Annotated in this window: 14 protein-coding genes; 2 read left to right on the top strand and 12 right to left on the bottom strand. The window is 39.0% G+C overall.

The genetic code is table 11. From position 1 onward, the window contains the following. Window positions 1-28: 28 nt before the first annotated feature. The 3 genes from ACRD64_RS01230 to ACRD64_RS01220 all read right to left on the bottom strand — a co-directional run bounded on the left by ACRD64_RS01230 (window position 29) and on the right by ACRD64_RS01220 (window position 1,141). Window positions 29-241 carry a CCE_0567 family metalloprotein gene (locus ACRD64_RS01230; protein ID WP_430931327.1) on the bottom strand — a complete coding sequence of 71 codons (213 nt, stop codon included), beginning with the start codon at window positions 239-241 and terminating at the stop codon, window positions 29-31. A 5-nt stretch (window positions 242-246) separates the two neighbouring features. Next, on the bottom strand, window positions 247-498 hold the full coding sequence (locus ACRD64_RS01225) for a hypothetical protein (RefSeq protein WP_430931326.1): 252 nt from the start codon (window positions 496-498) through the stop codon (window positions 247-249). Window positions 499-670: 172 nt separating this feature from the next. Further along, window positions 671-1,141 (bottom strand): cupin domain-containing protein, encoded by a 471-nt coding sequence (locus ACRD64_RS01220; protein WP_430931325.1) that lies wholly within the window; start codon window positions 1,139-1,141, stop codon window positions 671-673. Window positions 1,142-1,376: 235 nt separating this feature from the next. Between ACRD64_RS01220 and ACRD64_RS01215 the strand changes: the two genes are divergently transcribed. Both ACRD64_RS01215 and ACRD64_RS01210 read left to right on the top strand, forming a co-directional pair. After that, window positions 1,377-4,376: a hybrid sensor histidine kinase/response regulator transcription factor gene (locus ACRD64_RS01215; protein WP_430931324.1), complete on the top strand. Its 3,000-nt coding sequence runs from the start codon at window positions 1,377-1,379 to the stop codon at window positions 4,374-4,376. Between the two features lie 105 nt (window positions 4,377-4,481). Beyond that, a complete protein-coding gene (locus ACRD64_RS01210; protein WP_430931323.1) occupies window positions 4,482-6,068 on the top strand; it encodes a thiol-activated cytolysin family protein in 1,587 nt (528 codons plus the stop codon). A gap of 711 nt (window positions 6,069-6,779) precedes the next feature. Here ACRD64_RS01210 and ACRD64_RS01205 read toward each other — a convergent pair. The 9 genes from ACRD64_RS01205 to tnpA form a co-directional block, all read right to left on the bottom strand. After that, window positions 6,780-8,099, bottom strand: coding sequence for a sensor histidine kinase (locus ACRD64_RS01205; protein ID WP_430931322.1), 1,320 nt, complete (start codon window positions 8,097-8,099; stop codon window positions 6,780-6,782). Window positions 8,100-8,216: 117 nt separating this feature from the next. Continuing rightward, window positions 8,217-8,429, bottom strand: a complete 213-nt coding sequence (locus tag ACRD64_RS01200; protein ID WP_430931321.1) for a hypothetical protein — start codon at window positions 8,427-8,429, stop codon at window positions 8,217-8,219. A gap of 137 nt (window positions 8,430-8,566) precedes the next feature. Next, a complete protein-coding gene (locus ACRD64_RS01195) occupies window positions 8,567-8,998 on the bottom strand; it encodes an Hsp20 family protein (protein ID WP_430931320.1) in 432 nt (143 codons plus the stop codon). A gap of 69 nt (window positions 8,999-9,067) precedes the next feature. After that, window positions 9,068-9,616, bottom strand: a complete 549-nt coding sequence (locus tag ACRD64_RS01190) for a hypothetical protein (RefSeq protein ID WP_430931319.1) — start codon at window positions 9,614-9,616, stop codon at window positions 9,068-9,070. A 194-nt stretch (window positions 9,617-9,810) separates the two neighbouring features. Next, window positions 9,811-10,230, bottom strand: a complete 420-nt coding sequence (locus ACRD64_RS01185; protein WP_430931318.1) for a response regulator — start codon at window positions 10,228-10,230, stop codon at window positions 9,811-9,813. Window positions 10,231-10,286: 56 nt separating this feature from the next. Then, entirely contained in the window at window positions 10,287-10,499 is a 213-nt protein-coding gene (locus tag ACRD64_RS01180; protein WP_430931317.1) for a hypothetical protein, read from the bottom strand. A 131-nt stretch (window positions 10,500-10,630) separates the two neighbouring features. Next, on the bottom strand, window positions 10,631-11,257 hold the full coding sequence (locus ACRD64_RS01175; protein ID WP_430931316.1) for a response regulator: 627 nt from the start codon (window positions 11,255-11,257) through the stop codon (window positions 10,631-10,633). A gap of 331 nt (window positions 11,258-11,588) precedes the next feature. Further along, window positions 11,589-14,750: a PAS domain S-box protein gene (locus tag ACRD64_RS01170; protein WP_430931315.1), complete on the bottom strand. Its 3,162-nt coding sequence runs from the start codon at window positions 14,748-14,750 to the stop codon at window positions 11,589-11,591. Between the two features lie 470 nt (window positions 14,751-15,220). Further along, window positions 15,221-15,685, bottom strand: coding sequence for an IS200/IS605 family transposase (gene tnpA, locus ACRD64_RS01165; protein WP_430931314.1), 465 nt, complete (start codon window positions 15,683-15,685; stop codon window positions 15,221-15,223). Window positions 15,686-16,263 lie beyond the last annotated feature (578 nt).

The raw sequence follows: 16,263 nt of genomic DNA, 5'->3' as shown, positions 1-16,263 counted from the left end.
AACAGGAACTCCTATCAAAACTACTTAATTACTGCAATCCTTTTTCTTGCAACAATTGCTTGTTTTTTATGCTCCACTCCTTACAAGCCGTATACGCACATTCAGCGTATTTAGGAAGGTCTTCAAAGTCTAACAACAACCTGTCTTCCACTAAATCGTGAAGTTCACTAGCTATTTGACCAGCTTTGAATTTAAGCTTATTCACTTCCTTTTCCAGCTCTTTAATTTGCTCTTCTGTCATTACTGCTACTTTTCTTCGTCGCTTACGGTTGTGATTGAAGATATCTTGCACCAATCATAATAGGTATTAAACACCTTACCATCTATAGTTTCTGAAACCCAAACCACATTTTCTTCAAGAAAAATGGTAGCATTTTTATAGATTTTGCCATCATTGATTTGAAGTTCTACGCCTTTGCGTTGTTTTCTTGACAGGGTTCCGTGTAAAGGCATAGTGGCATATTCCAACACCTTTTCCCAAGTTTGTTTTACTTCCATAATAATTTTTTTAAATTAGTAAAACAACCCCACCCTCAAACAATAAACCATCCAACTTAAATAACTGAAAATAAAACCTTACCCATGTGTTAATATACGATATGGTAGGAAATTTAAGCGGTAGTCTACAAAATTGTCGCATCGTACAACTATATTTTGCACGAAATTATAGTTATACCTTTACTTCCCCATCTATCCTGTATCCGTCGGAAATATTATACCCTGCCAACGAACCAGTTCTCGATTGAACCACCATATATATCATACCTTTATCCGAGGTATTGCTTAATGTTCGTGACCCACGGGGTGATACCCTGACCATTGAACCTTCCTTAATTTCAAATATGTGGTTGTCCACCTGATATTTCCCCTTTCCTTTTATGAAAATATAAATCTCCTCATGTTGATGGTGCCCATGTAAAAAAGGTACGGTGGTATCTGGCGCTAACTCACGGAATGATATTTCCGCACCAGTGGATTTTAAAAGTTCTCCTGTGAAAAGTCGGCTTTTATCTTCAGTTCCGAATTTGGGATGAATAAAACTGTATTCCGACAATTGATCAAAACTCCCTATGTCAATTGCTTTATGGTTTTTACCTTCTGATATTTCTTTAATCATAGCTCCTTTTATTACGAATATCATTTGTAGAACACTTCAGATAAAATAGAGTTCTTAAAAACATATCAAACTAAGGCTATCCAAATTATACTTTTTAAACGAAATATTCTAATAAACGAAACAACCTCATATAAAGCGCTTTAAATTTGAACAAAATACATACTAAACGTGTCTAACATCTGGCAATCTATCATATTTCAATTCTTTGAATGAAAGGGTTGAGTTGCTTACCTATTGCTAACATTTAAATTATTGGTTTATGCGTTACAATTTAATTAGCATGCTTACGCTCATATTGTGGTCTGCGCCAATTTTAATCTCCGGAATTTCTTCTTCCACACAGGAATCGTTTAAAAATAAAAATGACAGTTTACTAAATGTCATTCGTTCCACCGCCAATGATACAGACAAGACAATGTTGTATATTGATTTATGTGACCTAAATACTTATAACAACTCGAAAAAAGCGGTTGAATATGCAAAGCAAGCTGTATATACAGCCAATCAAGCCGATTATTATTTAGGAATTGCCAAAGGTTACGAACGAGCAGCCAATGCATATTTTCAGTTGGGAGACCATGAACGTGCCACAGCGTATTATTTAAAAGCGGGCGATGCCAACAAAAAGGCGGGTAACTACCAGCTCGATGCCTCCGTAAACTATAACCTGGGTAACATTCAACATGAGCTAGGCAATTACGACAGCGCTATTTACTATGCCCAAGAGGCCGGGAAAATATTCAAAGCCAATAACGATTCGATGGGTTATGGCGCTTCGTTATATTTGGTATCCAGCGAATATCAGTCCAAAGGAAATTACGAACTGGCAACAGCAAACATTTTACAAGCCCTGGAAATTTTTAGAAACAAAGGCGTAAAAGAATGGGAAGTATATGCGTTAAACATGCTGGTAGGTATCTATAACGTTCAAAAGAAATATAATGAAAGCCTGGCGTTGCTCAACACCTGTTTACGCTATCATCAAAAAAACAATAACGCTAAGTTTACCGCCATTACCTATCGCCTTATCGGCGATATATATCTGGAAATTCCTGATTACGAGAGAGCAAGAGTTAACTTGGATTCTTCGTATCAAATTACGGTTGCAAACGGGTTTGCGCAAGAAGAAATCAAGAGCATGTACTCTTTGGGGCAATTGGCGTTTAGAACAAAAAACTATGAAAAAGCTTTAAAAATTTATCAATCAGGTCTGAAACTGAGTTACAAATGGGACGATGCGCTTTTTAAGTGTTCCAATTATTTCGGGATTGGCGAATGTTTCTCAGAACAGAAAAAGTACCATGCTGCCATTGATAATTTGGAGCAAAGTATTCTTCATGCCCAAAATATTGAAGACAATTATAAACTGAGGGACGCCTACGAAATTATATCGAGAAATTATGAGGCACTAAACAATCCCCAAATGGCGTTGAGCAACTTTAAAAAGTATAAGCAGTTTAGCGACAGTATCCATGCCAAAGAAAACAAACGACAGTTTGCCGAATTGACATCGAAATACGAGACCGAAAAAAAAGAGAAACAAATTACGGTTTTGCAAAAGGAAAATGCGAAAGCGGAATCTAACCAACAGCGTGTTTTGTTTTTCTGGATATTAACCCTGGTAGTCGGTGTGCTGGTAGTAACAATTTTGGTTCAGGCCTACCGAAAAAACAAACAATTACTGCGGGCCGAAAAAGAACTGGACCAGGTCAAGTCGAGGTTTTTTGCCAATATTTCGCATGAGTTCAGGACGCCCTTAACCCTGATTCTGGGGCCGGTGAGCGAAATGCTGAAAAACAAAGCGTCCGAACCCTTCCAACCTTCATTGCATACGGTAAAACAACAGGCCAACCGGTTGCTTTTGTTAATCAACCAGATACTCGACTTATCCAAACTGGATTCGGGTAAGTATTCGCTCCGTATTATTCAAGGTGATTTTGTGGCGATGTTCAAAAGCACGGTACTTTCCTTTCACTCGCTGGCCGAAACCAAAAACATTCATCTGGAGATAGAATGTGAAAAGGAACAATGGATGATCCATTACGATCCCGAAAGCGTGGCCACGATACTCAACAACATTCTGTCCAACGCATTTAAGTTCGAACCCCATAACGGGCATGTAAAAGTGCAGCTGGATTCTTCCGGTTCCGACGCGAATCAATTAAGTATTGCCATTACAAATAGCGGATCCTTTATTCCGGAAAAAGACTGTGCCTTGATCTTTGACCGTTTTTACGGTTCTACCCATACGTTTTCCCAAGGTAAAGGAACAGGAATAGGCCTTGCTCTTACCAAAGAACTTGTAAATATGCACCAGGGCAGTATACAAGTAAAAAGCACCAGGGAAACAGGCACTTGCTTCACACTATTACTGCCAACAAATCTTCCTGTTACCGAGCAAAACATGGCTATAACACCTATACGTCCTAATGGCAAGGAACATAAACCCAATGGTAAAAAACTTACCGTGCCTTCCGAAATTTCCCAAACAAATTCATTGCCCCTAATCCTTGTGATCGAGGACCATCAGGAGGTATCTGAATATATTGTTTCGATTTTGGAAAACAAATATCAGATTATTACAGCCAGTAATGGCAGGGAAGGCGTGGATAAAGCTTTGTTATTCATACCTGATATAATAGTAAGCGATGTGATGATGCCGGAGATGAACGGTATTGAAGTTGTGCAATCCTTAAAAAGCAACGAATTGAGTTCGCACATACCTATGATACTTTTAACCGCCAAAGCGTCGGTAGATGACCGTATTGAAGGGTTGGAAGTAAAAGCAGATGCCTATTTGACAAAACCTTTCAATGCTGATGAACTGAGACTTCTGATTCACAACATGCTGGATCATCGCAATAAGTTAAAGGAGAAATATTCGGATGAATTAGTAATTAACACGGCCAATATTCAGGTTAAATCTCTCGATCAGGTTTTTATGACCAGGATATGTCAAGCTATCGAAGACAATCTCTCCAACGAAAACTTCTCCGTGGAAGAACTGGCCGGCATTATCGGGTTAAGCCGAAGTCAACTGCACCGAAAACTGGAAGCGGTCACCGCTAAATCCACCAGTCGATTCATTCGGGAGTATAAGCTGGAACGAGCCAAAGAACTTATTCTTAAAAATACGGGTACAATTTCAGAGATTGCCTTTATGACCGGCTTTAAGAATATGGGATATTTTAACAAATCATTTAAAAACTATTTCAACACAACCCCCGGTCAACTTAAGGAAAACACTGATATACTATAACTTATACCCCATGCAACATAAGTGTAACATCACGCAACATGTGCGTTACCCTCCTCGATGACAATTATCGTAATTTTGGATAAAACAATCTCAAACTCCATTATTATGAAAAAGTCAGGTTTAAAATCAAACAAAGAATTATGGGGTGCAAATATTATTAAAATAGTATTGCCCTTATTAGTAATCGCCCTAATTGGATTTAGCTGTCAAAAGGATGATGGCCCCAATACCGCTGAAGTTACCAACAACTATATCTTAAACCTCCCGCCTGTAACTTTCCCTTCGGAACAAGCCGAAGAATTGGATAGTTCCGCCACGGACCAAGATCTGGAATATGACTACACCATTGATTATTACACAGTGGCAGCGGGTTACAACGAGCAAATTGTACTAAACCCACAAACGGATGTTATTTATCCGGGAGCACTGATTAAAGGTGAAAGTATACTGGATGGTAGTTATATCCCTATCCCGGTTGAGCGCAAACCCATTACCATTTCAACTTCGCTACAAGGTTCCGGTCAGGTTTCGGTAGTTGTTGACAACCCGGATAAGTTGTCTGAGGTACGTGAGGCTGTCAATGCATTGATGAACCAGGAATACGACGTGCCCCCGGCCAACATCGGTTTTACCGTTGAAAAAGTATATAGCCGCGAACAGTTACGGCTTGCTCTAAAGGCCAGCTATGACAACGGTTTTGGCAACATTAATTCCAGCTTCGACTATTCCAATAAAAAAATCAGGTCGAGATTTGTAGCCAAGTTCATTCAAAACTATTATACCTTAGATATGGACTTGCCACAAGAACCATCTGACCTTACGGACGATACATCCAACAACAACCTTTATGGTTCGCTGATGCCCATGTATATATCCACTGTTACTTTTGGACGAATGGCTTTGTTCACTATTGAATCGGAATTGGAAGAAACTGAGGTACAGGCCTACCTGGAAGGCTCGTATGGTGATGTGGAAGGTGAAACGTCGTCCGATTTTGAAAGCTTAAAAGCCAAATCCACCATGAAAGTGTATGTGTTGGGGGGATCAGGATCCGATGCCGGAGCCACCATAAACGGATTTCAGGACTTTAAGAAATATATCGTTCAGGGAGGAAACTTTTCTAAAGAATCCCCGGGAGCACCGATTTCTTATAAATTGAGATATATTAACGACAACTCGATTGCACGTATCGTATTTGCGGCCTCCTATCCTATCAGGACGGCCATACCGCGCACGGACAACATTAGATATGACATTTCCGTTCGTCTGCGTTCCATGAAACCTAAGTTTAGTGATGGTGCTGCCGGAGAATATAATGAATTATGGGGAAGCATTAAAAGTAAGCTCGGAAGAAATTCATCGTACAAAACTCATTGGAGCCAAAGTGATGGCGGCTCTTATTTGAAACTAAAACAAAACCAAACACATCACTTTTCAGATAATACAACTACGAATCGCACTTACACGAATTTAGTAGGAAGCGATCATATTACACTTAGACTTGATGTGAACGAAAGCGATTTAACCAAAGATATTGACATGGGTGTGGGTACATATAATATCGAATTACCTACAATTGTTAACTCGCCAAATGGAGAATATACTTATACGATATCTAACTATGGTAAAAGTCAACATTATATGGATCTTACATTTGTGTTTAAATTAAAGAAACTATATCGCGTAGAATAATCCGAGACCTGTCATCAGGAATTTGCATAAATCCTTAATGTCAGCAGGCATCAGCTGTATGGAGGGAATCCTGGTTTAACCCGCAATATGCATTAGAAAATCTATTACACATTGAAATTGTTTCAAAACAAGACACACCGCTGCTTCACTTCAACTCACCATAACGATGAAAACCTAGTAAGATTGCACTTTCAATGTTCACGACGAAGTTCTAATGCATAATCCGGGTTTAAAATATTTACCGTAATTCAGAACTGTTTTTAAACCTGCGGTAGAGAGCGTATTTCGAGAATTCGGGGTACGCTCTTAAAAATTGTAGAAAAGTGACGGGGTGAATATATTGTCATACAAGATAGCAGGTCGGATAATTCCCCCTGCTGACAAAACAGTTGACCATCCTCACATGCTCTATTCAAGCATTTTTTTTATTGTTCTTTTTTGATGTTGCATTATCGACCATTCAATGATAGAGTTCTTGCTTGAAGGTAGCGATTTCGCACTTTCGCGGAGGATCGCTTACCATGAAAACAGTTTTCATAATATTTTAGTTTACTATTAGATTGATTCGTTTTTTAAGAGCATAGGTTCCATACATCCGGATTTTGTGCGCAGATGTATTGGGCAAGCCATGGGACGGTGTAATGACAAAACGGACATGTATAAAAATGAATCTTCCCGGTATACTTTTACAAACCGAAGCTTATGGTTGGATTAGTGCCTGACTTCGCTAGTGCGAAGATTGCTAATATTTAGCGGTGTCTTATTCTTTTGTACATTAAATGTAAATTTACTACCCTTATTCAATGCACTTTCGACTTTAAGCTCGCCTCCCAGTTTCTCCGCCAGTTTTTTACATATCATTAAACCCAGTCCGGTACTTGATTCACCGTTTGTTCCACATCTATTCGTATTAATTCCCATATTAAAAAGATTCTTCACCATTTCCTTATTCATGCCGATACCAGAATCGTGAATGACCACCGCTACTTTTCCATTATTGCTGTCTTCGGTTGAAATGCAGATTTCACCACCTTGTGGTGTGAATTTTATGGCGTTATTGATTAAGTTTCTTTGTATGGTTTGAAATATATGTATATCCGCAAAAATATCGATATCACCTGGTACCAGAGTACTAATTTTAATATCCTTGTTGCTGCATTCTTCTTTGAAAAAGTTAACACTTTTAATGGTCATGTCTTTCAGATTAATTGTCTGAGGATTCAAATTCATTTTCCCTTGTTGAATTTTTCCCCACTCCAGCAACGATTCTAAAAGTTCGAATGCATTTACCGATGACTTATTTATTAATCCCGCAAATTCCCGCATTTCTTCTAATGTGAGGTTGCTGGATTTATTGCACATTAATTCGGTAGCACCTAAAATACCGTTGAAAGGAATTCTCAAATCATGCGCCATAATATTAAAGAACAGGTCTTTTGAAGAATTTTGTCTCTGTAGTTCAAAATTTTCATTTATCATCTTTTTCTTTTCCTTTTCGTAGGTATTTTTCAAAAAGCTTGTCATCAAAAAAACAGCAATAATTGCAGCTACATAGCCAAATAGCAGCCCCGATTCTTTTGCTTCAACATTGGGATAAGGTATAATCAGCTCATCATAATACTGGTTCTCCAGAATAATTAACAGGGCAAAGTTTGCTATTGTAACTGTAAGTAAAAGCAATTGGTATTTGGTTTTGGAAATACCAATAAATATAGAAGTGAAAACTATATATAGGGCGGGTATCGAACCCGTTAAACCTTCGTTCAACACCCACAGAACAGATAGAAAGCCAAGGGTGGTAAAAAAGAAGATAAAAGAGTTGAATATTTTCTTAAAACGCGATAAATAATAAAGTACGCCATATGTGACAACTCCAATGACAACTGCAACATTAGGTATTATTGAGAATCCCGGTTTAGTATCCCAGATGAGAGCTAATATCCCCGCTACTGCACCCACTAAACAAGTGGAAATATATATTCTATTCTCCAAATTAAATGATTCTTTATTTCCAATAAGAAATCCAGGCATAATTTAAAGTATTGCAATTAATACACGGTTTGTATCTGAAGCAAAATTTTTCGATGGTTCATTAACAGGTTTCCCAGCATAAAAAGGCCCTTAAAGAACACAAATCCCACCGTTTTTTTAATGGTACTGAATATCTTGTACCATGGTATATGCGCCCAAAACCTCCACAATAATATCATGATGGCGATGATCAAAACGCTGATATACCCACTTTTTTAGCAGGTTATATTCTGTGGCCGATAACCAGCTTGATGACTTTATCAATTCTTTTTTAAACAGTTCGGGATTGTCAATTACACCTTCTAAAACCCTTTTTTGATGTTCCAGCATAGCATTCATGTTAAGCATCCGGTTTTCCATTTCAACAAAAAAATAACAGACCAAATCAATAAAAAATTTGAATTTGAGCTTTCTCCCCCAATGAGTAATTAAACTTTGCGTTCTGTTGCCCGGGTCAACTGCATGGTTCACCCAAAATAAGATTCTTTAAAACAAACCTCAGGCGTGTAGCGGTATCCTTCTTTAATAGGAAGAGTTTTAATTCTGGGGATATTAACCATCAAAACACCATTATCCACCACGGTCTGGATGTTATTGGTATCCATATCGCGCCATATGTTTATTTTTTCTATCAGGATGCTTTTAGGTTCTGTTTCGCCCATGATTGCATAACTACCCGGAAGGTCTTTTATTTCACCCGTTATTTTTAGTATTACTTCGTCCTTGCCCAATTCAACCTCTACACCTATTTTTTTGATATGTGTAACATTATACTTAAACATATAAGCTTTAGGCGACTGTAAAACCGTTTCTTCCAACGGAATCCGACTTGATATTGTTGAACCGGTCAAATGCTTGTCATTTCCTAAGATATCTGAACCTAACCTTTTGTTTTTCATGATTTATTCCTTTCTTAAAATAGTTTATATTTATTGCGTACATTTATATTTAATAAGGCTATATTCACCTCACTCATGCTGTTCTGCATAAGATGGTTTAGCAATTGATTCTTCAATTCTGTTGTTAACGGCCATTCTATACGCCATCGACTTAATGATGGAAAGCGTGGTTGCGAGATGAGACCTATTGTATACACCCTGATTTTCTTTATTGGTTTTTAATAGGTGCTTGTATTTGGCTTCTATAAATCCGATATGCCGAAACCCTCCGCCGGATTCTTTTGATCTGGCCATCAGTTCTTCAAGGGTGATATGACTACCTATAATAATTCCGAGATTATCGATGGGTTGGGTTGCTTTTTTGAGCAATTCTTTGGTCTCTTTTGTTTTTTCTTGTCTGTTTTTAATATAACACCGTACCCAATCTTCCAGAACTGTGGTATATGTGGGATTTCCCATCTGTATTTCTGTCCAGATGTACAGATCGGGGCTGTACAGTACTTTGGCCAGTTTGTTCAATGCAATAATGGATGTAAGAAGATAGGAATTGGGATTTCCAAGATTTTCCAAAACTTCGCTGAACAGGCTGTTTATTACTTCTACATTCTTAGCGTTCATTTTATATTGTTTTTATCTTTAGTATTAGAAATAATATTTATATTGATGAACTTCACGGAGGTGTTTTAAATATATTACAATTCCGGGCATTTGCCTGTAGTTAAATAGCAATGGGTTTTGTAGGTAAAATAACGATTGAAATGTAGCACAATCGACTACAAATGGATTAATACTAAGCCGGTTTTACCCAAGGGTTACACCTCACTCCCATAGGTAATTTCTTGTTGCCTTCTCTTAAGCATTTTATCTATTCGTTTAACCAGATAGTCTAAATGAACTGGGTTTACCAGATAAGCCGCGGCTCCGCGTTTAAAGGCTTCTTCCCAATACAGGGGTGTGTTAATTTCAGAAACCATGATCACAGGGGTACGCTGAAGGTCAGGAATTGATTTGATCTCTTTTAATAGAAACAGACCTGTCGTGTTTTTTAACTTAAGGTTCATCAGTATGACATCGGGTTGTTCCGTACAGGCACTTTCAATAGAATGTTCACTACCGGATGAAACAAGGGTGTAATTCTTGTTTTCTAACATGTGTTGAAGCATCACTAAAGTTTCATCATCGTCTTCAACAATCAGAATTTTGGCTTGTAATTCTTCGTAGATATTTTTCATATATTTAATAAAATTTAGGGTGTTTTATTGGGGCATGAAACCGTTTATCCATGTACTTACGAACCGGATTGTGCGATACAGTCATGTCCCAAACAAAGCACCTCTTCATAAATTTCGGGGTGCCGGTTCCGGAAGTTATCACAAACCCATTTGATCAATATAGTCCGTTCGTTCACATTTAACCATAACATGGATTTCATAAGTTCTTTTCTGAACAGTTCTTTGAAATCAACTACTCCGTTCAAAACATTTTTCTGATGCTCTAACATAAACCTGGATTGATTATTAATATACTTTTTCAAACTCGATAGCAAGTATATTTATAATCATGGAAATACCGTGTAGTGAAATAACCTCGGCTGTTGTAGTTAAAACTACGATAAGAATGTAGCGTAAATGACTATAGGTTGTTTTTTACGACATAACGGATAAGCTGGGAAGTGGAATCGAAATTCATTTTTTTGAAGATACGGGATTTGTAGGTGTTGACCGTACTGATGCCTAATGCTAAATTTGCTGCTATCTCTTTGGTTGATTTACCGGAACCTATCTGGCATAATATCTGGAATTCACGGTCCGACAGTTTTTCATGAAGTTTTTCCGATGAACCTGTGTTTAAATCCCATGCAAGTTTTTCCGCTAACTGTTCACTGATATATCGTCCGGTGCTTATCGACTTTCGAATGGCCTTAATTAATTCTTCGGGTGCCCGGTCTTTGGTAATGTATCCCGAGGCGCCGGCCTTAATAGCCCTGACAGCAAATTCTTCTTCCGGGTTAACACTCAGCATAAGGACGTGCATGTCGGGCTTTATTGTTTTTATATCTTTTAGCACATCCAGCCCGTTTCGGTCGGGTAAGTTAATATCCAGTATGATCAGGTCACATTCATTTTTAAGGATAAAACCACATGCTTCGGCTCCTTTTTGTACTTCGCCAACAACCCAAATGTCCTTCTCGGTTTTAAGTGTCTTTTTTAATCCTTCCCGGATAAGAAAGTGATCATCCACTATCAGTAATTTAATCACGAATAGGTCGGTTTATTGTTTAGTATTGAATAGATGTGTTATACTAGTATTTGTGTTACGGGTATCTATTTCAAATATACAATAATTTTTGAAGTATACTTGTTTTATTCGAATACAAACAAACCACACGAGGAACTGATGCCATTGGCTGTGGTGTGCCAGCCCTGGAAGTCAATCCCCCTGCATAGTTACAGTCGTCAGAAAGATCCAAGACCGCCCCCTTTTCCAAGGGGGAAGGATTCGTTCACCCCTTAGCTCTAGGCCATGGGCGGAAGGCGGGCAAATCGGCACCAGCGATGCAATGATTACACGGTGTTTCTTTTTTCGTTTCTCAATGCGGTTTTCCCGGCAATGGTATCTTAATCCATATATTGGTCCCCTGTCCTGCTTCGCTTTTTATTTTCAGTTCCCCATTCAGCAGAAGTACCCTCTCTTCCATACCCAGCAACCCAAACGATTGTTTTTGTTCCCGTACATTTAAGTCAAAACCAGCCCCATTATCGCTTATTGTAAGCGTGAGATATTTTTTACTTTTTTTAATCACCATATTTACCCTGGAAGCTTTGGCATGTTTGGCAACATTGGTCAGCACTTCCTGAACTATCCGGAACAGTGCGATATTGGAGTCTTTATCAAAATCAATACGATCAATATTCGAGCTAAAATCTGTCCGAACCCTGTTCCTTCGCCCGAATTCATCCAGATGCCGTTGTATGGCCGGTATAACGCCGAAGACATCAAGCACCTGCGGGCGGAGCTCGGTAATCATTTTTTTTACGTCGTTGATGGCTGTAGTCAATACATTCTTCGATTCTTTCAGTTCGGTTAATATTCCCTGCCGATCCACCGGTTTGTTTTTATCTTTTATTTCCCGTTCTATGGTTGACAAATTCATATTGAGGGCCGCCAATACCTGGCCAAATTCATCATGTATTTCCCTGGCGATAGCCGTTCTTTCCTCTTCGCGTACCGATTGTAGATGCCGGGTATGGGATTGTAACTGCTTCGTCTTTCTTAATAAATTTTCTTCCGTTTTTTTAAGTTCGGTAATATCCTGAAATGCGCCCAGTAGCTTTACCACCTTTCCATCTTTAATCTGGGGTTTACAGATGGACCTAATCCACAAAGGATTTCCCCGGGCAGTAATAAACCGAAGTTCCATGTTGAAGGGTTTACCATTTTTTAAAGCGTCTTGAATGGCTTTTGATAGTCGTTTACGTTCTTCGGGATGATAAAAGTTAATGGATTCCTGTAAAGAGTGTTTGCAATCCGGCGGCACCTCATGGATGTGATACGTCTCTTCTGTCCACCTTACCTCCAGCGTTTCGGCGATTAATTCCCATCCGCCTACGCGGGCTACCTGCCCTGTTGCCCTAAGGAGTGCGTTGCTCCATTGTAACGCATCCTCGGCAATTTTACGCTTGGTAACATCCTGCATGGTAAACATAGTGCTATTTTTCCCTTCGTAGGTAATGGCTGTTGTGTATACCTTAAGCGTAATGACGTTGCCGGATGGTAATTCTGACTCACATTCAAAGCTGATAGTATCACCATTGGACAACTGGTTAAATATATCATTAAGATTTTTTTTGCAGGATAAATTAAGCATAGAATACTTTTTCCCGATTACTTCTTCACGGGAAAGGCCCATAATGGTGGTATCATGATTATAATCGAGGATAGTTCCATCCATTCCAACAATCATTATGCCAGTAGGGGATTTTTTATACAGGCGAATGAATTTCTCATTGCTTTCCCTTAGCTCCTCCTCCGCTTTTACCCGGTCTGAAATATCCTGTATAATCGTAAGCATATGTCTTTTCCCGTATAAATGAATTGGAACAACTTTTACTTCTACAGAAAACTCAGTTCCGTCTTTTCTTACGTTTGTACCGTATACATGGGTGGATTTACCTTCTTGAATTTTTCCTGTAATTTGGGTTAATTTCTCCAATAAATTTTTACCAATATATTGATGAATATCTAAGGACAAAAATTCATCCCTGGAATAACCGTGCATGTGGTAGGAAGCAGGATTGGCATCTATCATTCGATGGGAAAGGTCGCGAATATGAAATCCAATGGGGGCGTTATCAAAAATGGTCCTGTACCTTTCTTCACTTTCCTTGAGCGACTTCTCAGTTTCCTTTAATTTTGTGATGTTCAACATTGAGGTTAAAAGCGCATCTTCACCTCCGTAAATGATTTTTTTCACCGACATGTGGGCCCAGTATAGCTTTCCGCTCTTAGCTTTTATCCGGCATTCAAAATCATCTGCCTTCCCCTGTTGTTCTATGATTTCCAGTAATTTCTTGCGGTCATTATAATCCACATATACCTTATCTGTGGTAACAGTTTGCAGTTCCTCGTGTGAATATCCCGATATTTCAGACATTTTATCGTTGACTTTAAGCACCTTGCCGGAGAAGGATGTGATGCTAACAGCGATGGTTGAATTGTTAAATAACGACCGGTATCTATCCTCGCTTTCCCTAAGGGCTTTTTCCATCCGTTTCCGTTCGGTAATATCAACTATACTTACCATGACTTCAGGTTCTTCTTTTAAACTAAGCAAGGCCGTTGAGATCAGGAATGTCGCTTCTTTTTCTTCACCATTTATTAACAACGGTAACGAAGCTTCTTTCATTTCATGGGTTATCCCTTTTTCAAAGGTATCCATTACCCTATTGCGAATAGGGCATTGAACACAGGAAGGTCCAACCCCACACCCTTTAGGATGGTCAAGATGATGTATACACCGGATGGCTTCGCCGCCGCGTAATCCAATCAGGTCATGCGAAGATGCCCCAATATACTTTTCTCCATACTTGTTAATTTTTTTTATCCTTCTATCTTTATCAATTAGCATTAGCAGAACTGGGGCATTTTTATAAATAGCGTCCAGCTCCTCTTTGTTCTTTATATTGATGGCTTCGCTTTGCTTTCGTAAGGTAATGTCTATGAGCATCATCCGCCACCGATGCAATTTTCCTGAATCATCACAATCAGCCTCTATTTCTGCCAATACCCACGCTGGCGGGTTGTCATTGATTTGAAGAGGCAGCTCGATACGCTGCTTCTCCCCGGTTTTGATGGATTCTTTAAGGGTTTCGTGATAGGCACCTTCCCAGCCCGGTACTATAAAATGGCTGAACCCTGAATGCAACAGGTACCGGCGTTCCGTTTGTAATAACGTGACCGTCATCAGGTTTGCACGGGTAATAATACCTTTTGCATTGATGGTTATATAACCGCAGGAGGCAAACTCGTACAGGTTCTCGTACTCCAGTTGAAGGTCGGATATTTCCTGCCGCGACTGCCGGAGTTCTTCGTTCTGGAGTTCAAGTTCGATCTGCTGTACCTTTAATTCATGGATCAGTTCGAGCATGTCGGCGGAATCCGCATTTGTGCCAACGGGCTGATGCTTAATTAACTCTTCTGCCCGTTGGCGGAGTGTTTCAAATTTGTCGGATTTATTGTTGTCGTGTTGCATACCTTTCTGTTCACCGGTTAATAGATACCGCAAGCAAGTTGGAAACTTGTGGCCAGGGCTTTATTGTTTATTCATGAGCATGTATTGTCACGAATATACTAAATTATTAGGAGGAGGGAGAAATAGGGAATGGTCATCTGCAATTTTCCATTTATTCAATCCGTAACCGCTACGCGGTATGGTTTCAAAACGTAACATTGTTCTACAATGCCGTAACCGCCACGCGGTATGGTTCTAACACATGAACGTTTTTTTTTACAAATCCGTAAACCTACAATGCCATAACCGCTACGCGGTATCGTTTCAAAACGTAACATTTTTCTACAATGCCGTAACCGCCACGCGGTATGGTTTTAACACATGAACGTTTTTTTTACAAATCCGTAACCCTACAATGCCGTAACCGCCACGCGGTATGGTTTTAACATATGAACACCTTGGGTTTTCCGGCATTGTAGGTTACGGTGTGTTCATTCAAAATATTTAAATAGATAATGTTCATCAAACTCTACCTCAAATTTTTTTAGAAAAGACGAATACTCCTTCTTAAACGACTGTTTTTGATGATGGTCCTCCTGATTTTTTACGTAATTGTAAATGTCATCTAATTGTGATCGACCATAAGAAAATGCACCAAAACCTTCCTGCCATTGAAACCTTCCATTAAATACCTTCAAATCATTTATAAAAATCGATGAAAGCCTTTTGACTTCTTTAACGGTGTCCGAAACAGATACTTTTGGATTCAATCCGACCAAAAGATGCACATGATCTTTCATGCCATTAATTATTATTGACTTATGGTTCAAAGTTCGAATAATACCGCCCATGTATTCAAAAACACGAGGCCGAATCTTATCAACTAAAAGTGCTTCTCTGTGAAAGGGAGAAAAAACCAACTGAATATAAATTTGCGTGAAAGTTCCTGGTTTCATAATTATGTCAGATTAAATTCATCATAATTTACATACAATTTTCCATTTAATCAATCCGTAACCGCTACGCGGTATGGTTTCAAAACGTAACATTTTTCTACAATGCCGTAACCGCCACGCGGTATGGTTTCAAAACATGAACATTTTTTTTACAAATCCGTAACCCTACAATGCCGTAACCGCCACGCGGTATCGTTTTAAAACGTAACATTTTTCTACAATGCCATAACCGCCACGCGGTATGGTTTCAAAACATGAACATTTTTTTTACAAATCCGTAACCCTACAATGCCGTAACCGCCACGCGGTATCGTTTTAAAACGTAACATTTTTCTACAATGCCATAACCGCCACGCGGTATGGTTTCAAAACGTAACATTGTTCTACAATGCCGTAACCGCTACGCGGTATGGTTTCAAAACGTAACATTGTTCTATAATGCCATAACCGCCACGCGGTATGGTTTCAAAACATGAACATTTTTTTACAAATCCGTAACCCTACAATGCCGTAACCGCCACGCGGTATGGTTTCAAAACGTAACATTGTTCTACAATGCCATAACCGCCACGCGGTAT

Origin of the sequence: Saccharicrinis sp. 156 (assembly GCF_050589685.1) — a bacterium.
Lineage (GTDB): Bacteria > Bacteroidota > Bacteroidia > Bacteroidales > Marinilabiliaceae > Saccharicrinis.
Note: the sequence above shows the minus strand (reverse complement) of the source record. Positions and strands in the feature narration are given on the sequence as shown.